We start from the raw sequence: 20,473 nt of genomic DNA on the forward strand, positions 1-20,473 counted from the left end.
CTCCCCCGCCGCTCGCCGTCCGCCACCGATGGGCACGGCGCCGCGGCCATGTGCCGTGGGCGGGCCTTGGCAGAATGCGAACGGTCGTGCTATCAATGCCGGGTGAGCAAGGGTGCGGCCACCCGACAGGCGGTGTTGGCGGAGGCGACCGAGGTCGCCAGCCGGCTCGGTCTCGGCGGCCTGACGATCGGCTCGCTCGCCGCCCGGCTCGACATGTCCAAGAGCGGGCTGTTCGCACACTTCCGCTCCAAGGAGGCGCTGCACCTCCAGGTGCTCGCCTACGCCCGGGACGCCTTCAGCGCCGAGGTGGTCCGTCCCGCACTGCGCGCCCCCCGGGGTGAGGCCCGACTGCGGGCCCTCTTCGAGAACTGGGTGGGCAGTTTCGATTTCGCCGCCGGCTGCCTCTTCGTCTCGGCCTCCACCGAGTTCGACGACCAGCCGGGCGCGGTCCGGGACCAACTGGTCGCCGACCACAAGGACCTCGCCGACGTCATCGCGCAGGTCTTCCGGACCGGGATCGCCGAGGGCGAGTTCGACGAGGCCGCCGATCCGGAGCGGTTCGCCCACGACCTGCACAGCGTCATGCTCGGCGCCTTCCACGCGCGACGCCTGCTGAACGACCCGCGCACCGAGACCTGGACCCGGCAGGCTTTCGAGGCCCTGCTGGACGCCGCACGACCGAAGTCCGACTGAACGCACCACAACCCCGAGGAGCCCGTCATGGCCAGCTCACACGTCCGGCGCAAAAAAAGCACGATCGTTCGTTCCTTTAGTCGCGCCGTCGTCGTCGGCGGGTCGCGGGTCCTCTTCGGTACCCTCGAACACCTCGCACCGGAGGCCGGCGGCCGGCTCGCGCTCCGGCTCTGGTGCACCCCGCCCCGTCGGCGTACCACCGCCCCCACCGTGCCGGCCGGACCGGGCGGAGCCGCCACCTTCACCGGCCCGTACGACGGCGCCCCGTTCACCGTCGACGTCGACGGCGGTACGGTCACCGGCCGGGCCTGGGGCAGCGGCCCCCTCGTCTACCTGGCGCACGGCTGGGGCGGTTCGGCCAGTCAGTTGCACGGCTTCGTCCCCACGCTGGTGGCGGCCGGATACCGGGTGGTCGCCTGGGACGCGCCCAGCCACGGCCGGTCCGGACCGGGCGCGCTCGGCCCGCGCCGCAGCACCCTCGCCGAGTTCGCCGACGCGCTGGTGGCGGTCGTCCGGGCGCACGGCCCGGCGCACGCCGTGCTCGCCCACTCGCTCGGCGCCACCGCGACCGGGCTCGCCGTCCTCGACGGGCTGGCGGTGCACCGGCTGGTGATGATCGCGCCAATGGCCGACCCTCTCCCCTACATCCAGGCGTTCCGGCGGACGCTCGGCATCGGCCCGAGGGTCGGTGACCGGCTCGTCGCGGCGATGGAGTCGCTGGTCGGCCGGCCGATCGCCGACTACGACCTGGGCACCCGGGCTCGCGCGGCCGGCGAACTCCCGCCGCTGCTAACCGTGCAGGACCGCAAGGACCGTGAGGTGGACCCGGCCGACGGCGTCACCATCGCCACCGCCTGGCCCGGCCGGCTGCACCGCACCACCGGGCTCGGGCACGTGCGCATCCTGGCCGACCCCGACGTCGTACGCCGGGTGGTCGACTTCGTCCACGACACCGAGCCGGAACCCAAAACGGCAAGCCAGCACGGAACCGAGTGCACGAGCCAGCACGAAACCGAGACCACGAGCCAGCACAAAACCGCGAGCACGGGCGAGCACGGGACCGCGAACGGGAGCTACGCGGAATCCCGCGGCACCGCCGGCATCGGTCCGGCCCCGGACGCCGCCACCCGGCGCCGGTCAGGTGCCCCCGGCGGGGCGGGAGGAGACGCCTCCCTCACCACGGAAGGTGCTCTGAGCGGCGGCGGTCCCGCGATGGGCTGACCCCCGACGGGTACCGGCCCGAAACGTGAAACCCCGTGCCACACTTGCCGGATGCGGCGCCTGGTGATCCTCGTGGCTGCGGCGGTACTGGCGCTTCCGGCGGGCGGCGCGGCGGGCGAGCCGGCCGCCGCCGGGCAGCCACCAGGGCAGGTCGCGGCCGGTGCCCGGGCCGCCGCCGGCACCCCGGTCTGCACGATCGAGGACGAACGGTTGCCCGAGGTGTCCGGGCTGGCCGCCACCGACGACGGCTACGTGGTGGTCAACGACAGCTCCGATGTGGACAATCGGCGGCGGATCTTCTTCCTCGACCGGGACTGTGCGGTCACCCGTACCGTCCGTTATCCGTCGCGGCCCCGGGACACCGAGGACCTGGCCCGGGCACCGGACGGCACCATCTGGGTCGGCGACATCGGCGACAACGACCGGGTACGCGAGACCGTGGCGCTCTGGAAACTGGCCCCGGGCGCGCGGTCGCCGGTACTGCACCGGGTCAGCTATCCGGACGGCGCGCACGACGCGGAGGCGCTGCTGCTCTCCGGCGACGGCACCCCGATCATCGTCACCAAGGACTCCGGCACCCCGGGGCTCTACGCCCCGGCCCGGGGGCTGCGGGCCGGGCAGACCACCCCGCTGCGCAGGGTCGGCCAGTTCACCCTGCCGAGGAGCAGCACCAGCAACCCCTTCTCGATCTTCGGACGGCAGCTCGTCACCGGCGGTGCGGTCGCCCCGGACGGCAGCCGGGTGGTACTGCGCACCTATGCCGACGCCCTGGAGTTCGACGTCACCAACGGCGACGTGGTCCGCGCCGTCACGCAGGGGACGCCCCGGGTCATCCCGCTGCCCGACGAACCGCAGGGCGAGACGGTCACGTACGGCTCGGACGGCACGGCACTGCTGACCCTCTCGGAGAAGGCGGAGGGCGAGTCCGCCGCCGACCCGGTGCTGCTGCGCTATCCGTTGGCGGATCGGGAGCCGAGGCCCTCCTCGTCGCCCGGTGCCGCCACCCCGGCGGTACCCGACGACACCCGACCCGACCGGGACCGGGCGGCGGAGTCGAGCCGGGACCTGCCCGGCCGGTTCGTCGGCGCGGTCGCGCTGACCCTGCTGCTCCTGGTGGCGGTCGGCGGATTCGCCATCTGGCGGGCCCGCCGCCGGCCGTCCGGCCGGGGTCGATAGCCGGCCACTCCCCGCCCGGGCAATCGATCCCGGGCGGCGCTAGCCGAGCCCCACCGACCGCCTGGCACTGGTCAACGCGGCCTGCTGCTCCCCGGGGAAGTAGCCCCACGGCCAGGACGACGCCCGGTCACCGCCGCGCTCCAGGTGGGTCCGGGCCCGGTCGCGCACTCCCGCCCTGCTGTAGTAGGCGCCGAACATCTGGTGCGCCACCATCAGCCAGGGATGGTCGGCGTAGGCGGCGGCACCGGCGAGGAACCGGTCCGACGCCGCGTCGACCTCGGCCCGCGCGGCGCGCTTCTTCAACGGGCCGCTGGTCATCACCCGGTACATCCGGGTCGCCATGTTGCCGACCATCCAGCCGTCGACCCAGACCTCGATGTACGCCTGCGGCGCGAGCGACCACAGCGGGTGCCCGTCCGGCAGGGTGGTGCGGCGCTCACGGGTGAAGCCGAGCATCTGGTCGGTGCTGCCGTACCACTTGCGGCAGAGGATGCTCAGCCGCTGGTGGTTGCCGAGGAAGGAGTCCGGGGCGAGCGCGAGCAGCCGGTTCCAGACCGCGTGCGGCTCGTCCGGGTGGATCGGGGCCGCCTTGGCGATGCTCTGCATGACCGTCCACGGCACCGGATCGTCCGGCGCCAGTTTCGCCGCCAGTCGCAACATGTCGCGGGACTCGCGGGACAGCTCCAGCAACCCGCGTACCTGCCGCTCCGAGGTGTATTTCATCTGCGCCGCGCCACGGGCCGCCCACGCGGCGGACCGCATGGCGGAGCCGGACAACAGCCACCAGTGCGGGTCGTCGGCGGCCCGTTCCGCCTCGGCCCGCAGGGTGCCGAGCCGCGCGGCGCCGACGTCACCCAGCACGTCGACGTAGAGTTCACGGCGGTCCGGGTCACCGGCGCTCTCGGCCAGGGCCCGGTAACCCGGGATCGCGTCACCGGCGGCCAGGGCGTCGACCGCGTGTTGCAGCACCGGGTCGGACCAGGCCAGGTTCATGTCGCTCGGCAGTGTCACGGCGGCGGACACTATCAGGTCCGCCTCCGCCCCCCGCTGGCCGTCACGACCCCGCCGGACCCCGCCGCGCCGACCTCACCGACGGGCGGCGGGTCAGCTCCCGTCGGCGCCGTCGAAGAGCCGGCGGTACTCGCCGTAGCCCTCGCGTTCGAGGTCGGCCAGCGGTACGAAGCGCAACGAGGCCGAGTTCATGCAGTACCGCATCCCGCCCCGGTCCCGTGGGCCGTCGTCGAAGAGATGGCCGAGATGGCTGTCCCCGTGCGCCGACCGCACCTCGGTACGGACCATCCCGAGGGTCGTGTCGTCGATCTGCACCACGTTCGCCGGTTCGATCGGGGCGGTGAAACTCGGCCAGCCGGTACCGCTGTCGTACTTGTCGACGGAGGCGAACAGCGGCTCGCCGGAGACGACGTCGACGTAGATGCCGGGTTCCTTGCTGTCCCAGTAGGCGTTCCGGAACGGCGGTTCCGTGCCGCTCTCCTGGGTGACGTGGTACTGCTGCTCGGACAGCCGGGAAATCGCCTCCGGGTCCTTGCGGTACTCCTTCGACACCACCAGTCCTCCTTGCCCGGATCCTGCCCGGACGGGTACGCCGGGCACTGCACCGCCACCGGCGGACGCTGGTCGCGCGGGCGGCAGAGCCGGAGTTTGCTACCCGGCCGGCGGCACCGGAAACCCGGCCGGCCGGTGCGGGTCGCCGGTCGCCCGGGGCAGTCGTTCGCGTGCGGTTGGGCCGGTGGTCACCGAAGCCGGGTGGTCAGGCAACGTCCGGCCGGTAGACCTCGGGGCGATCAAAGTTCGGACCCAGCCCAGGAGGACCGATGACCGCACTCGATCGGCGTACCCTGCTCCGCGCCGGCCTGACCACCGGAGCCGGACTCGCCGGCGGCGCCCTGCTCGGCGGCGCCGCCGCGACCGCCGTCCCCGACCGGGCCGGGCGGTCCGGTGCGCCCGGCTGGCGGCCCGGCGGACGCCCGGTGCTGACCCACGGGGTGCAGAGCGGGGACGCGACCGCGCACTCCGCGGTGGTCTGGACCCGGGCGGACCGGGCGGGACGGCTGCACCTGGAGGTCAGCCGCCGGCCCGACCTGCGCGGGGCCCGCCGGCTCCGCGGCCCGGTGCTGGATCCGCGCGGCGACTTCACCGGCCGGGTACGCCTGACCGGGCTGCCCGCCGGGGAACGGCTCTACTACCGGGCCCGGGTGGAGAGCCTGGACCGGCCCGGCCTGTTCAGCGCGCCGCTCGACGGCAGCCTGCGCACCGCCCCGGGGCCCGGGGACCGGCGCGACGACATCCGGTTCGTCTGGACCGGCGACATCGCCGGCCAGGGCTGGGGCATCGCGCCCGATCTCGGCGGCATGGGCATCTTCGGCGCCATGCGGAAGGTACGCCCCGATTTCTACCTGTGCAGCGGCGACACCGTCTACGCCGACGGGCCGCTCGCCGAGACCGTGACGCTGCCCGACGGGCGGATCTGGCGCAACCTGGTCACCCCGGAGAAGAGCAAGGTCGCCGAGACGCTGGCCGAATATCGGGGACAGTTCGCCTACAACCTGCTCGATGAGCACTTCCGGGGCGTTCGTCGCCGAGGTGCCGCAGGTCAACCAGTGGGACGACCACGAGGTGACGAACAACTGGTACCCCGGCGAGATCCTCGACGACGTCCGGTACACCGAGCGCCGGGTCGACGTACTGGCCGCCCGGGCCCGGCAGGCGTTCCACGAGTGGGTGCCGACCCCGTCCGACGGGCGGCTCTACCGGCGGCTGCCGTACGGGCCGCTGCTGGACCTCTTCGTGCTGGACATGCGCACGCACAAGGATCCCAACGACGGCAACACGTACGCCGACCCGTCGCGCGGACTGCTCGGCCGTGAACAGCGGCAGTGGCTGGTCCGGGAACTGAAGCGGTCGACGGCGACCTGGAAGGTGATCGCCGCCGACCTGCCGATCGGCCTGGTGGTGCCGGACGGGGCTACCGCACAGGAGGGCGTCGCCCAGGGCGACGGTGGCGCGCCGGCCGGGCGTGAACTGGAGTTCGCCGAGATCCTGCGCGCCACGCACCGCGCCGGGGTACGCGGCATCGTCTTCCTCACCGCCGACGTGCACTACACGGCCGCGCACCACTACGACCCGGCCCGGGCGGCGGTCGCCGACTTCACGCCGTTCTGGGAGTTCGTCTCGGGGCCGGCACACGCCGGCGCGTTCGGCCCGAACGCCCTGGACGGCACGTTCGGGCCCCGGGCGGTCTTCGTGCACGCGCCACCCCGGGCGAACACCTCGCCGGCCGAGGGATTCCAGCACTTCGGCGAGGTGGCCATCGACGGCCCCTCGGGTGCGCTGACCGTGCACCTGCGGGACCAGGACGGCCGTGCACTATGGACGACGACCCTGCCGGCGCCGCGCTGACCGGACGGTTGGCCGATTCCCCGGCAGCCGATGTCCCCCGTTCGACCCGCGCCTCGTCGCGGCGTTCGGGCTGCCGGCCTGCCTCTGAGTCGACCGGCACCCCGGCCGCCGTCCGGCGGCCGAGCACCCCGGCCGAGGGCGGCTCACCACCGGTGGGCCGCCCCGTCGGCGCCGACCACGGTCCCGACCACCCGGCCCGGGTGGTCCAACCCGGCGAGCTTGCCGCGCACCTGCCCCGCCTCGATGTGGTCGACCTCGGCGAGCACCTCCAGCGCCTCCCGCCAGACGTCGGCGGCGGCGCGCAGGTCGCCGAAGGCGTGGTGGGTGTCGCCGAGATGCGACAGCGTGATGCCCTCCAGGTGGCGGTCACCGATCGCCCGGTAGAGCCGCACCGCCTGGTCGTAGCAGTGCACCGACCGGTCCCGGTGGCCGAGGTGGTGGTGCACCCGTCCGAGACTCCCCCAGGTGTTGGCCTGACCGTTGCGGTCGTCGAGTTCCTGGAGCTGGGCGAGGGCCTGCTCGCAGTAGGACAGTGCCGAGGAGTGGTCCTCCAGCAGGGTGAGGCACCAGCCGACCGCGTTGCGGGCCCGCGCCTCCCCGTGCCGGTTGCCGGCCGCCTCCAGCAGTCCGAGCCCCCGCCGGGCGTGGTCGAGCGCCTCGGAGAGCCGACCCCGGCGTTCCCACATCAGCGCCAGGTTCAGGTGGGTGTGGCCCTGTCCGACCTGGTCACCGGCATGGCCGTACAGCTCCAGGGCGTTGCGGAGCTGGGCGTCGGCGTCGTCGAGCCGGGCCAGCCGGGTGTAGGCCCGGGCGAGGAACCGGTGCGCGACGGCCTGGGCCGCCGGGTCGGCCAGCCGGCGCGCGGCGGTGACCGCGGCCCGCTGGGTGGCGACCAGGTCGTACCAGTGGCTGCTGCGGTCCAGGTAGGTGGCGAGGATCCAGCCGAGCTGCCACGTCTGGGTGTCCCGTCCGGTGCCGGCGGCGTAGTCGAGGAGGGCCAGCAGCACGGGGCGCTCGGCGGCGAACCAGTCCAGCGCCCGCTGGTGGTCCACCGGTTGCTCCCGGGTGACCCCGGGGCGGATCGGGCCGAGCGGGAGGGGAGCCGGTTCGGTCCGCAGCAGGGCGTCGGCGGCGTCCCCGCTGTGCAGGTAGTGGTCGAGCAGCCGGTCGACGGCGGCCCGGCGCCGCCGCTCCGAGTCGATCCGCTCGGCCACCTCGGCCGCGTACGCCCGCAGCAGGTCGTGCGGGGCGTACCGGCCGTTGGACCGCTGTCCGACCAGGTTGGACCGGGTCAGTTCGGCCAGCGTCTCGCGGGTCTCGGCGAGCGGCCGGCCGGCGAGACTCGCCGCGGCGGCGGCCGAGAGGTCCGGCCCGGGGTGCAGGCCGAGCAGCCGGAACAGTCGCGCGGCGGCGGGGCGCAGCGACCGGTACGACCAGGAGAAGACCGCCCGCAGGTCGGTGGTGGGGTCGCCGGTGCTCAGCGCGTCCAACCGGTCCGCGCCCCGGCGCAACTGGCCGGCCAGCTCGCCGAGGGAGAGGTTCCGGCTGGTGGCGACCCGGGCGGCCACGATCGCCAGCGCCAGCGGCAGCCCGGCACACCGGGCCAGGATCTCGGCCACCGCCTGCGGCTCGTCGCCGGCCCGGGGCCCGCCGATCCGGCGCAGCAGCAGTTCGCGGGCCTCCCGGGCCGGCAGCGGGTCCACCGGTACCGGTCCGGCACCTTCGATGGCGACCAGGTCCGCCAGCCGGGCCCGGCTGGTGACCACGACCAGGCAGCCGGGACCGCCGGGCAGCAGCGGCCGGACCTGGGCGGCGTCCCGGGCGTTGTCCAGCAGCACCAGCATCCGCCGGTGGAACATCTGGCTGCGGTAGAGCGCCGCCTGGGCGTCCAGGTCGGTCGGGATCCGCTCGGCGGGCACCGCGAGCGCGTCGAGGAACTGCCGTACCGCCTCGGCCGGATCCACCGCCGGGCCGGCGGGGTCGAAGCCGCGCAGGTTGACGTAGAGCTGGCCGTCCGGGAACCGGTGCGCCACCTGGTGCGCCCAGTGCACCGCCAGGGTGGTCTTGCCGACCCCGGCCGTGCCGGAGACCACGGCGATCACCGTCGCGCCCGGTCCGGGCGGCCGGGTCGCCCGGTCCAGCAGCCCGTCGAGCCGGGCCAGCTCGGCGGTCCGACCGGTGAACTCGGCCAGGTCCGCCGGAAGCTGCGCCGGCCTGGGTGCGCTGCGGGCCGCCGCCGGCACGGTCACCGTCTCCGCACGGGTCGGTCGGCCGGTCGGCTCCTCGTCGTGCAGCAGCGCGCTGTGCGCCGCCGCCAGCTCCGGCCCGGGGGCCACCCCGAGGTCGTCGGCGAGCCGCCGGCGCACCTCGTGGTACGCGGCGAACGCCTGCCCCCGCCGCCCGGCCGCGTGGTACGCCCGGATCAGCCGCGCGTGCGCCGCCTCGTCCAGTGGCGCGGCGACCGCCGCCTCCGCCAGGATCGGCAGCCCCTCGGCCGCCCGACCGGCGGCGATCATCACCTCGCCGTACCGGCCGAGTGCCGACTGCCGCTCGCCGACCAGCGCGACCACCTTCGGATGGCTCGCCAGGGCGGGTACGTCGGCCAGTGGTGCACCGTGCCACAGCGCCAGTGCCTCGCCGAGCAGTTCCGCGGCCGCGTCGAGCTGGCCACGCCGTTGCGCGGCCGTGGCGGCGTCGATCCGCTGCCGGAACCGTGTGACGTCCAGCCCGGCGTCGGGCACGTGCAGCGCATAGCCGTCGCCGACCAGCCGCAACACGGTGCCCTGGTCCCGGGGGCGCCGCTCCGGCTCAAGTAGCCGGCGCAGGTGCTTGACGTGGGTCTGGATGACGTTTGCCGCGCTGGTCGGCGGCTCCCGGTCGTACCAGAGTCCGCTCATGAGTTCGGCGCGTTGTAGCGGTCTGCCGCCGGCCAGCGCCAGCAGCCCGAGCACCACCCGGCGGGCCGCAGGCCCCAGGTCGAGCGGTTCGTCGTCCCGCCAGGCCCGTACCGGACCGAGCAGCTGAATCCGCACGAGCGCCCCCCGCCGTCCGTCCACCAGCCGCCGCGCGCGGGTGATCCGGTGCGGCGCCCACTGCCGTCGAACTTAGATCAGCGTCGGTTGATGTGCCTATCGGACCAACGGCGGTTTCCGGGCGTACGCCCGAACGTCGGCCCGGCCCGCCGCGCCGGCCGGCGGATTCTCCTTGACAGCAATCAGTGCTGTAGACCTATAGTCCTAGGAGACTAGATAAATAGAGGTAGCAGTGATCGAATTCCACCTGGACACCCGCTCGGGCCTCGCGCCGTACCTGCAACTCGTCCAGCAGGTGCAGCAGGCGCTGCGGCTCGGCCTGCTCTCCGCCGGTGACCAACTGCCGACGGTCAAGGAGGTCGTGGCGCGGTTGGCGATCAACCCGAACACCGTTCTCAAGGCCTACCGGGAGCTGGAACACCAGGGTCTGGTCTCACCCCGTCCGGGGGTGGGGACGTTCGTGACCCGGACGCTGACCGACGACTCCCTCGCCGCGCACGAGTCACTCCGGGCCGAACTGGTCGGGTGGCTCTCCCGGGCCCAGCGCGCGGGCCTGGACGCGGAAAGCATCGAAGCCCTCTTCATGAGCACATTCCGAAAGGCCACAGAGGTGAAACCATGACCCCGGTCCTGCGGACCGACGCACTCGGCAAGCGCTACGGCCGGCGCCCGGCGCTCACGGACGTGACCCTGAGCATCCCCGCCGGCCGGGTGGTCGGCCTGGTCGGCCCCAACGGCGCCGGCAAGTCCACCCTGCTCAACCTCGCCTCCGGCATGATCGCGCCGACCGCCGGCACGATCGAGGTGCTCGGATCCCGGCCCGCCGCCGACACGGCCCAACTGGCCAGGGTCGGCTTCGTCGCCCAGGACACCCCGGTCTACCCGGGCCTCTCCGTCGGCGACCACCTGCGGTTGGGCGCCCGGCTGAACCCCGGCTGGGACGACCGGCTGGCACGGCAGCGGATCGGCCAGGTCGGCCTCGATCCGACCCAGAAGGCCGGTCGGCTCTCCGGGGGCCAGCGGGCCCAACTCGCCCTGACGCTCGCCGCCGCCAAGCGGCCCCAACTGCTGATGTTCGACGAGCCGGTGGCCGCCCTCGACCCGCTCGCCCGGCGGGCGTTCCTACAGAGCCTGATGGAGTTCGTCGCCGAACTCGAGGTCAGTGTCGTGCTCTCCTCCCACCTGCTCGGTGACCTGGAACGGGTCTGCGACCACCTGATCGTGCTGGCCGCCTCCCGGGTCCAGCTGGCCGGCGAGGTGGAGGAACTGCTCGCCGCCCACTACCGGCTGGTCGCGGCGCGCGCCGACCTCGATCCGCCACCCCCGGGGACCGAGGTCATCCAGGCCACGCACACGGCGCGGCAGACCACGCTGATCGTCCGCGACACCACCGGTACGCTGCTCGACCGCCTGCCCGCCGCCGAACACCTCGACCTGGAGGAGATGGTCCTCGCCTACCTCGCCCGGGCCGCCGAACCCGCCGGCACCCCGCACCCGGCACAGCCGCTGGAGGTCTCCCGATGATCTGGCTGACCTGGCGTCAGTTCCGCGGCCAGGCCCTGGTCGCCGTCGCGGTACTGGTCGCCCTCGGCACCTACCTGGTCGTGCTCGGGCTGCGGATCCGCAACGCCTACGAGGTGAACGTCGGCTGCGCCGGGTGCGACGTCGGAGCGGCCAAGGACGTCTTCGAGAACGCCTACTTCACACCGCTGCTGCTGACCGGCTTCCTGGTCGTGCTGGTGCCCGGCATCCTCGGGGCGTTCTGGGGCGCGCCGCTGCTGGCCCGGGAGTTCGAGTCCGGCACCCACCGTCTGGTCTGGAACCAGAGCGTCACCCGCACCCGCTGGCTGGCCGTCAAACTGGGTTTCGTCACCCTGGCCGGGGTGCTCCTCACCGGCGCGCTCAGCCTCTTGCTGACCTGGGCCGCCAGCCCGTACGACAGGCTGTTCGAGGGCCGGTTCGACCCGCTGCTCTTCCCGGCCCGCAACATCGCCCCGCTCGGCTACGCCGTCTTCGCGGTCGTCGCCGGGATCACCGTCGGGTTGCTGGTCCGCCGGACCCTCCCCGCGATGGCCATCCTGCTCGCCGGCTTCGTCCTGTTGCAGATCCTGATCCCGACGACGGTCCGCCCGCACCTGCAACCCGCCGTCACCGAGACCGTCGCCTGGACCGCCGCCAACGCCAGGGGGCTACAGCTCAACGGGGCGGGCGAGGTCCGGACCGAGGGGTTCGCCGTACCCGGTGCCTGGGTGCTGACCGGCAATCCGCAACTCTTCGACGCCTCCGGGCAGCCGGCGAACCGGGAGCAGTTCGAGGACTGCCCGCACACCTCGCCGGACGTGCACAAGGCGTGCGTGGAGTCGAAGGGCTTCCACATGGTCCTGTCGTACCAGCCCGCCGACCGGTACTGGACCTTCCAGTGGCTGGAGTTGGGGCTGTATCTGGTGCTCGCCGCGCTGCTGGCCGGATTCGCCTTCTGGCGGATCCCGCGCGGCCTGAACTGAACCGACCCGGCGTCGGCGGCCGGTCCCGCCTGGACCGGTCGCCAGCGCGGCGTCCCGAGGTCGTCTCCGCCGGTTCGTCCGAAGCCGGCCGGGTGCCGGGAGCGGACGGGGTCCGGCGGCGGCGATTACCGGTACCGCTCCCGGGTAGCCGGTCGCCGTGGGTGGGCCAACCGAGGACATCGGGGCAGAGACGGACACCGGCCGTGCCGAGGGGTTCAGCGACGGCGTACTCGCGATCGTCATCACCCTGCTCGTGCTCGACCTGCGGATGCCGGAGGTCGAGCCGGGCCGGCTGCTCTCCGAACTGCTGGAGCAGTGGCCGAGCTACGCGGCGTACGTGGCGTCGTACCTGTACATCGCCGTCGTCTGGCTGAACCACAAGGCCACCTTCGGCCGGATCCGCCGGGCCGATCGAGGGCTGCACTGGATGAACCTGCTCGTCCTGTTCAGTACCGCACTGCTGCCGTTTCCGACCTCGGTGCTCTCGCGGGCGCTACAGGAACACAACCTCGCCGACCAGCGGGTCGCCGCCGCGTTGTACGCCCTGGTCGGCGCGGTGCTCTCCGCGAGCTGGCTGGCGTTCTACCACTATCTGGCCACCCACCGGGAGCTGCTGGTGGACGGGGTCGACGAGCGGTTCTTCCCCAGCGAGCGGCTCCGGGCGGTGATCGGTCTGGTGCTGTACGCCGTGGCTGGTCTGCTCGGCGCCCTGGTCACGCCGCTGGCCGGCCTGGTGATCTTCATCCTCCTGCCACCGTTCTACGGCCTCACCAGTGGCGGCCTCTACAGCGCGCCGCTCGTCTCCCGGGGCCGCTCCCGGGGCGGGGCCGGGAGCTGACCGCCGATCCGGCCGACGAGCCGCCGGGGCACGGGTGGCCCGCCGACCCGGGTCGGCGGGCCACCGTCGGATGGGCCCGGTCTACTGTTCGGCGCCGTTCCAGTCGACGAGCTGCACGATCACGCCGTTGGGGTCGCGGACCTGGAAGGCCCGCTCCCCCCACTCCTCGACGGTGAGCGGCATGGTGATCGTCACGCCCTCGGCCTGGAGGCGGGCGAGTTCGCCCTCCAGGTCGTCGACGACGAAGGCCAGGATCAGCCCACGGGCGTGGTCGTCACGCTGGTCGGCCGGCAGCGTCGGCAGGCCCTGGCGCAGGAAGACGACGTTCATCCCGACGTCGTCCCTGGTCAGCGACGCGAAGCCGTCGGCGGCCATCGCCTCGTGGAACCCGAAGTGGGTGACGAGGAAACGGCTGGAGGCGGCGACGTCCGCCACGTTCAGCGAGACGGCGGAGGAGGTGATTTTCACTAGCGGCTCCCTGGCGGTCGATTAACTCCTTACATCGTACACTATACGGGGTACGGATATTCCCGCCGGGCCGGAGGTGGTGCGCGAAACGGAGATCACCTAGATCGGGGAGTCGACCCCGACACGCCCCGCCCCAGCCGGGCGGTTCGCACACCTGTCGGGTAATTTCAGTGGCTGGCCGTCGCCCGCCGAGGAGCTGGCGCCAGGCGGCCCCCGCCCGGACAGGAGATAGCGCAGGCATGGGTAAGCGGACGGTTCACGTCTCCGACTTCAGTGGCAAGGTGGTCCAGTCCGCCGACGAGGTGGTCCGGATCGTGGTGCTGGACCACCCCGACCTGGTCGCCGGGCCGGTGCAGTTGGAGGCCGAGCCGACCGAGGTCGAGAGCATCGACGACGCCGCGCTCGACGTCGCGGTCGTGGAGATCCACGACCGCCGGCCGGGCGAGGCTCCCCGCCGGGTGGTGCTCACCGCCAGCGAGTTCGACGCGCTCGCCACCGACGTGCCGATGGCCCAGCTACTGCGGACCGCCGAACGGGTACGCCCGGCCAAGGCGAGCCGGGAACGCGTCGACTACGCCACCCTGGAGCATGCCGGCCGGCCGCACCGGGGGCGGGTCACCGAGGAAGAGGCGCGGTTGGTGCGCGACCACCTCGACGAGGTGAACAAGCGACTCGCCGACGAGGGGATCCGGCAGATCGACCCGGCCGACCCCGAGCACGCCGCCCGGTACGGCTTCCCCACCACCTGACCGAAGCTCGGGCGGCCGGCCACCCGGGGACGACCGAACCCGGGCGGCCGAACCGCCCCGGTCCGGTTACCCGGCCGAACCACCAGGTCCGGTTACCGGGCCGCGCCGGTCCGGGCGGGCGCGGCACTCGACTCCGGGCGCAGCGGGAAGTGGCACGCCACCTGATGCACGTCGCCGGCCAGCGGCGGCTCCGTCTGGCAGATCTCGGCCGCGATCGGGCAGCGGGTACGGAACCGGCACCCGGTCGGCGGGTTCAGCGCGCTCGGCAGCTCACCCCGGATCGTCATGCTCTCCCGGTCCGTCGCGGCGGCATCGGGGCGGGCTGACGGGACCGCGTCGATCAGCGCCTGGGTGTACGGGTGCCGCGCCGATCGGACCACGTCGTGCGCCGGACCGACCTCGACGAGCTTGCCCAGGTACATCACCCCGACCCGGTCCGACATGTAGTCGACGACGGAGAGGTCGTGACTGATGAAGACGTACGCCAGGCCGAGTTCGCGTTGCAGGTCCCGCATCAGGTTGAGCACCTGCGCCTGGATCGAGACGTCGAGCGCGCTGACCGGCTCGTCCCCGACGATCAGCCGGGGTTGCAGGGCCAGTGACCGGGCCAGCCCGATGCGCTGCAACTGACCGCCGGAGAACTCGTGCGGATAGCGCTCCAGTACCCGTCGGGAGAGCCCGACCTGGTCGAGCAGGGTGCCGATCCGGGCCCGCCGGGCCGCCCCGTCGCCCACCTGCTGGATCTCCAGCGGCTCGGCCAGGATGGCGTCGACCCGCATCCGGGGGTTCATCGCCGCGTAGCTGTCCTGGAACATCAACTGGACCTGCCGGTGCATCCGGCGCCGCTCCCGCCGGCCAAGGGTCGCGATGTCGGTACCGTCCAGCACGATCCGCCCCGCCGTCGGCCGCTCCAGCCCGACCACCAGCCGGCCCACGGTCGACTTGCCGCACCCGGACTCGCCCACCAGCCCGAAGGTCTCGCCGGGATGGACGTCCAGCGACACCCCGGCGACCGCGCTCACCTGCCCGGCGGCCCGGCGCAGCAACCCGGCACCGCTCGCCGGGTAGTCCTTGACCAGCTCGCGGACCGAGAGGATCGGTGCCGGTGAGACCGGCCGGGACTCCGTTGTCCCAACCGGCCCGCCCGGACGGAGCGCCGGTGCCGGCTCGTCCGCCCGGAGCGTCACCGCCTCGACCGGCCCGGCCCCCTCGACCGGCCCGGCCCCCTCGACCGGCCCGGTCGACTCGTCCCGCCCCGTCGACTCGTTCCGCCCGGTCGGCTCGTCCCGCCCGGTCGGCTCCACCGGTCCGGTCGCCGGCTCGGCGGAGGTGCCGGTCGGCGGGGCCACCGGGTGCAGGCAGGCGTACTGGTGCCGGCCGGCGGTCAGGGCCACCTCGGTGGTCCGGCACTCCTCGGTGGCGTACCGGCACCGGGGTGCGAACCGGCAGCCGGTGAGCGGTCGGGACAGGTCCGGCGGCAGGCCGGGGATGCTGTAGAGCCGGGCGTCCGGCTCCCGGGTGGCCGACTCCGGCAGCGCCTCCATCAGCGCCTCGGTGTAGCGGTGCCGGGGTGACCGGAAGAGTTCACCGGTGGTGGCGGTCTCGACCACCCGGCCGGCGTACATCACCGCGACCCGGTCGGCCCGGCCGGCGATCACCCCCAGGTCGTGGGTGACCAGCACGACCGCCATCCCGAAGTCCTCCCGCAGGTCGTCGATGAGTTCGAGGATCTGCCGCTGGGTGGTCACGTCCAGCGCGGTGGTCGGCTCGTCCGCGATGAGCAGCCGGGGCGAGCAGACCAGCGCCATCGCGATCGCGACCCGCTGCCGCATCCCGCCGGAGAGTTCGTGCGGATAGTTGTCGACCACCCTGTCCGGGCGGGGCATCCCGACCCGCCGCAGGATGTCGATCGCCCGCTCCCGAGCCTGCGCCCTGCCGACGCCCTGGTGCACCCGCAGCGGCTCGGCGACCTGGACGCCGATCCGCATCGTCGGGTTCAGCGAGGTCAGCGGGTCCTGGAAGACCATGCCCATCCGGACGCCCCGGATCCGGCGTACCTCCTGCGGTGGCAGCGACCGCAGGTCGCGGCCCTCGAAGAGGATCTCGCCGCCGACGACCTCGCCGCCCGACGGCAGCAGGCCCATCACCGACAGTGCGGTCATCGTCTTTCCGCTGCCCGACTCGCCCACGATGCCGAGGGTCTCCCCCGGCCGGACCTCCAGGCTGACGTCGTCCAGGGCGTGCACGACGCCGCGCCGCAGCGCGATGTCGGTACGCAGGTGCCGCAACTCCAGCAGCGGGCCGGATTCCCCGGACGCCCCTGCCGGCGCGGCCGTCGAGTCGATCGGTGCGCTCATTCCCCCACTCCCCCTAGCGTCGCCGGAGGCGGACCTCGAAGGCGTCCCTCAACCCGTCGCCCATGAAGTTGAAGGCGAGCACGATGAGGATGATGGCGATTCCGGGCGGATACAGCAGCCACCAGTGGCCGCTGTAGGTGTCCGCCAGCCCGTCCGAGAGCATCCCGCCCCAGTTCGCGGCCGGTGGCGGGACGCCGAGGCCGAGGAAGGAGAGGTAGGCGACGTAGAGGATGGCGTCGGCGACCTGGAAGGTCGCGTTCACGATCACCGTGCCGATGGCGTTCGGCACGATGTGCCGGCGTACCGCCCGGCCGCCGGTGCCGCCCATCCCCCGCATCGCGTGGACGTACTCCCGGGAGCGCAGCGTCAACGCCTCGCCCCGGACGAGCCGGGCCGGGCCGAGCCAGGCGAAGGCGCCGATGATGACGATCAGCATCGGTACGCTCGGCGTGACGATCGCGGCCAGCAGCATGAAGAGGAAGAGCGACGGGATCGACATCATCGCGTCGACCACCCGCATCATCGCGGCGTCCACCCAGCCGCCGACGAAACCGGCGACGGCGCCCCAGAGCGTGCCGAGGAAGGTGGCGAGGATCCCCGCCGCGAGCCCGACCACGATCGAGGTCTGCCCGCCGAGCATCAGCCGGCCGAGCTGGTCGTAGCCGACCCCGTCGGTGCCGAGCGGGTGACCGGAGCCCGGTGCCAGGTGTACCCGGGTGAGGTCGGTGTGCACCTGGTCGGTGTGGTAGAAGATCGGCCCGAGGAAGCAGACCCCGGCGAGCAGCACGAAGAGCCCGAGGCCGACCAGGGCCAGCCGGTTCTCGCAGAAGACCGCGACCCCCTGCCGCCAGAGGCCGCGTACCGGGGCGTCGTCGGGGGCGGCCGGCTGCGGTGCGCCCACCGGTGGGGTCGGCGCCAGTTCGGTCAGGGTGGTCACGAGGTGCTCCCCCGGAGTCGTACCCGCGGGTCGACCGCGGCGTAGAGCAGGTCGGCGATCAGCGCGCCGAGCACCGTCGCCACCGAGATGATCAGGGTGACCCCGAGCAGGATCGGGAAGTCACGCTTGAGTGCCGCCTGCCAGAAGAGTTGTCCCATGCCGGGGAAGTTGAACAGCGACTCCACCACCAGGGCACCGCTGAACAGCGCCGGCAGGTACATCCCGAGCAGGGTGATGACCGGGAAGAGCCCGTTGCGCAGGGTGTGTCGGACCACGACCCGCCGCTCGGAGAGGCCCTTGCTGCGGGCCGTCCGGACGTAGTTCTCGTTGAGGTTGTCGACCATCGAGGAGCGGACGTAGCGCGAGTAGACCGCGATGGTGACGATCGCCAGGGTGACGGTGGGCAGCACCAGCCCGGCCGGGTCGGCCAGCACCTCGCCGACGGTGAAGCCCTGCGGCGCCTCCGGCGGCAGGATCGGCCAGACCTGCGAGAAGAGGATTATCAGCATCAGGCCCATGAAGAAGATCGGGGTGGCGTACGCCAGCAGCGACAGCGAGGTGATGGTGTAGTCCGGCCAGCGGTTGCGGCGCACCGCCTGGATCACCCCGAGCGGGATCGCCACCACGATCGCCAGCAGGGTGGAGAGCAGCGACAGCACCATGGTCTTCGGCAGCCGCTGGGTGATCGCCTCGGTGACCGACTGGTTGAGCTGGAACGAGTAGCCGAGGTCGCCGTGCAGCAGGCGCTGCACGTACATGCCGTACTGCTGGATCCAGGGCCGGTCGTAGCCCATCTCGTGGTTGAACGCGGCCAACTGCTCCAGCGTCGCCTCCTTGCCCAGCGTCGCCCGGGCCGCACCGCCGGGCAGCAGGTGCAGCAGGACGAAGGCGATCACGGTGACGAGCACGACGACGATGAGAGCCTGGCCCAGGCGCGTGACGAGGTACCGGACCACTGGCGGATCCCTCCCCGGTCGGGGGCTCCGACGGCACCCGCTGGGGGCACCGCCGGAGCCGGACGGTCAGTGACTGCCGACTACTTCCAGGACCAGTCCTGGAAGTACATGTTGTTCATCGGGTCCTGCGGTTCGACGCCCTGCAACCCGGACTTGTACGCCGAGATCTGGAACACCGGGTTCGGCATCCAGAGCACCGGCAGGTCCCTGGCGAGGAAGTCGTTGTACGCCTTCAGCGCGGTGTCGTCGGCGCTGAACTGGGTCGCCTCGATGAGCTGGTCGGCCTGCGGGTTGCTGTAGCTGCCCAGGTTGACCGGGGCGTCGGTGGCGAAGAGCCGCTCGCCGCTGGCGAAGGCCGGGTAGTACCAGCTGCCCTGGGAGCCGAAGAAGGACATGTCCCAGGTGCAGGTCGCCTCGGTCGGCTTGCAGGCCGGGGTGACCGCGACCGAGTCCGGCACCTCCTTGATGGTCAGCTCGATGCCGAGCTTGGCCATCTGGGACTTGATCTCGGCGAACATCTTGGTGGTGGCGGCGAAGCCGCTCTGGCTGGTCACCGTGAAGGCCAGCGGGGTGCCGGCGGCGATGCCCTGGCCGCACTGGTTCGCCCCGGTGCCCGGGGTCTGGCAGGTGGTCTGACCGTCCGGGGTGACCTTCCAACCGTGGCTCTCCAGCAGTTCCTTCGCTTTGGTCGGGTCGAAGGAGTAGACGCAGCCGTTCTCGGCCGAGCCGGCGGTGCCGGGCTTGAGCGGCACCGGGCCGCAGGTCGGCTCGGCCATGCCGGACCAGATGACCTTGTTGATGGTCGGCTGGTCGATCAGCATCTGCATCGCCTGGCGCAGGTAGTCCTGCTTGAACAGCACGCCCGTCTTCGGGTTGTTGAAGTTGAGCTGGAGGTAGGTGATCGACCAGCCGTACCAGGGCGCGACCCGGTAGTCCTTGGACTCCAGGTACGACTTCTGGGAGAGGTTGGCCGCCGGTACGTAGCCGTAGTCGATCTCACCGGCCCGGAGCACGTTGAACTCGGCGTCGTCGCTGGTGAACGGCCGCAGCACGATCTTCGACAGCTTCGGCTTGTCGGTGCCGGAGTAGTTCGGCTGGGCGGCGAGCACGACCTCGCCGTTCGGGACGTACTTCTCCAGCTTCCAGGGGCCGCTGTTGACCTTCCAGAGGTCGTTCGTCGCGTACGTCTTGGGGTCCTTCGATGCCGCGACCAGGAAGTCGAAGACCTTCCTGGCCCCTTCCGGGGTCTTGTCCAGGTCGCTCACGCTCGCGGTGGCGGAGTCCCTGTCCCAGACGTGCTGCGGCATCGGAGTGATCCGGTTGAGCTGGTTCCCGACGAACCAGGCGGTGTTGTAGGCCTGGGTCGTCGTCACCGAGAAGGTCTTCGCGTCCTTGATCGTCCAGGCGGCGATGTTGTCCGGGAAGCCGCCCTTGCGGTAGGAGGCCCACTTGTCCTTGTTCGCCGTGACGACGTTCCACCAGAAGTCGATGTCCCGGGTGGTGATCGGCTTGCCGTCGGACCAGGTGTTGTCCTTCAGCGTGATCGTCAGGGTCTTGCCGCCGTCGCTCACCTCGGGCGGGTTGGCCAGCGACCGCTCGGTGTCGATGTTGTACTTCGCCGACCCGTCGAGCTTGTACTGGTACAGCGGCCGGTACTGCGCCGAGCCGAAGATCTGGTTCTCGCCCTGGGTGAAGCCGGGGGCCGAGATGGGCAGGATCCAGTTCGGGGTCCGGAAGGCGACGGTCGCGGTGTCCCTGCCCTGACTTCCGCCCTTCCCCGACGAACTGCTGTCGCCGCCACAGGCGGCGAGGCCCAACCCGAGGGCGAGCGCACTGGCCACGGCGACGGTGCCGCGGAGTGCGCCCCGGTGGAATCTGCTCCTCATGAGTCTCCTCGATCGATGTGCACGTGCCCCGCGTCGCCGGGCGCGTTCGGCGCCGCGTCCAGCCTGCGCGCTTCCCGAGCGATCAATGCGGAGAATGTATAGGCGATTAAGTTTCGCGTCAACGAAACTAACCCACTTCCTTCGGGGACTTTCATCAGGATAGGATCAAAGCCGCCGAAGCATCGTCCGGAGTTCGCCGACCGCTACCCTTCGCGGTGATCCCCGTCCCGTGCCTGGCG

At 72.4% G+C, this 20,473-nt stretch carries 16 protein-coding genes and 1 pseudogene; 9 read left to right on the forward strand and 8 right to left on the reverse strand.

Annotation, left to right across the window (positions count from 1 at the left end):
• Positions 1-102: 102 nt before the first annotated feature.
• From C6361_RS08770 to C6361_RS08780, 3 genes are read left to right on the forward strand one after another with little or no spacing between them, the layout of a single operon-like run.
• Positions 103-693 carry a TetR/AcrR family transcriptional regulator gene (locus tag C6361_RS08770; protein ID WP_107267420.1) on the forward strand — a complete coding sequence of 197 codons (591 nt, stop codon included), beginning with the start codon at positions 103-105 and terminating at the stop codon, positions 691-693.
• Positions 694-720: 27 nt separating this feature from the next.
• A complete protein-coding gene (locus C6361_RS08775) occupies positions 721-1,914 on the forward strand; it encodes an alpha/beta fold hydrolase (RefSeq protein WP_107267421.1) in 1,194 nt (397 codons plus the stop codon).
• Between the two features lie 51 nt (positions 1,915-1,965).
• Entirely contained in the window at positions 1,966-3,090 is a 1,125-nt protein-coding gene (locus C6361_RS08780) for an esterase-like activity of phytase family protein (protein ID WP_234359416.1), read from the forward strand.
• Positions 3,091-3,129: 39 nt separating this feature from the next.
• Here the strand turns inward: C6361_RS08780 and C6361_RS08785 are convergent, their stop codons facing one another.
• Both C6361_RS08785 and msrB read right to left on the reverse strand, forming a co-directional pair.
• Entirely contained in the window at positions 3,130-4,101 is a 972-nt protein-coding gene (locus C6361_RS08785; protein ID WP_159079254.1) for a hypothetical protein, read from the reverse strand.
• A gap of 93 nt (positions 4,102-4,194) precedes the next feature.
• Positions 4,195-4,656 (reverse strand): peptide-methionine (R)-S-oxide reductase MsrB, encoded by a 462-nt coding sequence (msrB, locus tag C6361_RS08790; protein ID WP_234359417.1) that lies wholly within the window; start codon positions 4,654-4,656, stop codon positions 4,195-4,197.
• Between the two features lie 266 nt (positions 4,657-4,922).
• Between msrB and C6361_RS08795 the strand changes: the two are divergent.
• A pseudogene (locus C6361_RS08795) lies at positions 4,923-6,507 on the forward strand (alkaline phosphatase).
• Between the two features lie 143 nt (positions 6,508-6,650).
• Here C6361_RS08795 and C6361_RS08800 read toward each other — a convergent pair.
• Complete coding sequence (locus C6361_RS08800; RefSeq protein ID WP_234359418.1) at positions 6,651-9,539, reverse strand: BTAD domain-containing putative transcriptional regulator; 2,889 nt, start codon at positions 9,537-9,539, stop codon at positions 6,651-6,653.
• Positions 9,540-9,771: 232 nt separating this feature from the next.
• Here C6361_RS08800 and C6361_RS08805 point away from each other — a divergent pair, with 232 nt between their 5' ends.
• The 4 genes from C6361_RS08805 (at position 9,772) to C6361_RS08820 (ending at position 12,881) form a co-directional block, all read left to right on the forward strand.
• Complete coding sequence (locus tag C6361_RS08805; RefSeq protein WP_107257046.1) at positions 9,772-10,161, forward strand: GntR family transcriptional regulator; 390 nt, start codon at positions 9,772-9,774, stop codon at positions 10,159-10,161.
• Positions 10,158-11,063: an ABC transporter ATP-binding protein gene (locus tag C6361_RS08810; RefSeq protein ID WP_107267423.1), complete on the forward strand. Its 906-nt coding sequence runs from the start codon at positions 10,158-10,160 to the stop codon at positions 11,061-11,063. The genes C6361_RS08805 and C6361_RS08810 overlap by 4 nt, the downstream gene beginning before the upstream one ends.
• The gene (locus tag C6361_RS08815) at positions 11,060-12,043 is read left to right on the forward strand and encodes a transporter (protein ID WP_107267424.1); all 984 of its coding nucleotides are present in this window, start codon (positions 11,060-11,062) and stop codon (positions 12,041-12,043) included. Before C6361_RS08810 ends, C6361_RS08815 begins: the two co-directional genes overlap by 4 nt.
• Before the next feature lie 157 nt (positions 12,044-12,200).
• On the forward strand, positions 12,201-12,881 hold the full coding sequence (locus C6361_RS08820; RefSeq protein ID WP_199853303.1) for a TMEM175 family protein: 681 nt from the start codon (positions 12,201-12,203) through the stop codon (positions 12,879-12,881).
• 81 nt (positions 12,882-12,962) lie between these two features.
• Here C6361_RS08820 and C6361_RS08825 read toward each other — a convergent pair whose 3' ends face one another.
• Positions 12,963-13,349, reverse strand: a complete 387-nt coding sequence (locus C6361_RS08825) for a VOC family protein (RefSeq protein WP_107257052.1) — start codon at positions 13,347-13,349, stop codon at positions 12,963-12,965.
• Between the two features lie 239 nt (positions 13,350-13,588).
• Here C6361_RS08825 and C6361_RS08830 point away from each other — a divergent pair, with 239 nt between their 5' ends.
• Positions 13,589-14,098, forward strand: coding sequence for a hypothetical protein (locus tag C6361_RS08830; protein ID WP_107267425.1), 510 nt, complete (start codon positions 13,589-13,591; stop codon positions 14,096-14,098).
• A gap of 92 nt (positions 14,099-14,190) precedes the next feature.
• On the opposite strand, the gene C6361_RS08835 is transcribed toward C6361_RS08830, so the two are convergent.
• The 4 genes from C6361_RS08835 to C6361_RS08850 form a co-directional block, all read right to left on the reverse strand.
• Positions 14,191-16,455: an ABC transporter ATP-binding protein gene (locus tag C6361_RS08835; RefSeq protein WP_107267426.1), complete on the reverse strand. Its 2,265-nt coding sequence runs from the start codon at positions 16,453-16,455 to the stop codon at positions 14,191-14,193.
• A 13-nt stretch (positions 16,456-16,468) separates the two neighbouring features.
• Complete coding sequence (locus C6361_RS08840; RefSeq protein WP_369931413.1) at positions 16,469-17,356, reverse strand: ABC transporter permease; 888 nt, start codon at positions 17,354-17,356, stop codon at positions 16,469-16,471.
• A 32-nt stretch (positions 17,357-17,388) separates the two neighbouring features.
• Positions 17,389-18,348: an ABC transporter permease gene (locus C6361_RS08845; RefSeq protein WP_107257060.1), complete on the reverse strand. Its 960-nt coding sequence runs from the start codon at positions 18,346-18,348 to the stop codon at positions 17,389-17,391.
• Positions 18,349-18,428: 80 nt separating this feature from the next.
• Entirely contained in the window at positions 18,429-20,234 is a 1,806-nt protein-coding gene (locus C6361_RS08850; protein WP_107267428.1) for a peptide ABC transporter substrate-binding protein, read from the reverse strand.
• Positions 20,235-20,473: the final 239 nt, after the last annotated feature.

This window comes from Plantactinospora sp. BC1, from assembly GCF_003030345.1.
Classification (GTDB): Bacteria; Actinomycetota; Actinomycetes; order Mycobacteriales; family Micromonosporaceae; genus Plantactinospora.

Bases quoted from the DNA above. Each gene is read 5' to 3' on its own strand.
- C6361_RS08850 (WP_107267428.1), bottom strand. From the start codon at position 20,234: ATGAGGAGCAGATTCCACCGGGGCGCACTCCGCGGCACCGTCGCCGTG.
- C6361_RS08780 (WP_234359416.1), top strand. From the start codon at position 1,966: ATGCGGCGCCTGGTGATCCTCGTGGCTGCGGCGGTACTGGCGCTTCCG.
- C6361_RS08775 (WP_107267421.1), top strand. From the start codon at position 721: ATGGCCAGCTCACACGTCCGGCGCAAAAAAAGCACGATCGTTCGTTCC.
- C6361_RS08815 (WP_107267424.1), top strand. From the start codon at position 11,060: ATGATCTGGCTGACCTGGCGTCAGTTCCGCGGCCAGGCCCTGGTCGCC.
- C6361_RS08810 (WP_107267423.1), top strand. From the start codon at position 10,158: ATGACCCCGGTCCTGCGGACCGACGCACTCGGCAAGCGCTACGGCCGG.
- C6361_RS08835 (WP_107267426.1), bottom strand. From the start codon at position 16,455: ATGAGCGCACCGATCGACTCGACGGCCGCGCCGGCAGGGGCGTCCGGG.
- C6361_RS08830 (WP_107267425.1), top strand. From the start codon at position 13,589: ATGGGTAAGCGGACGGTTCACGTCTCCGACTTCAGTGGCAAGGTGGTC.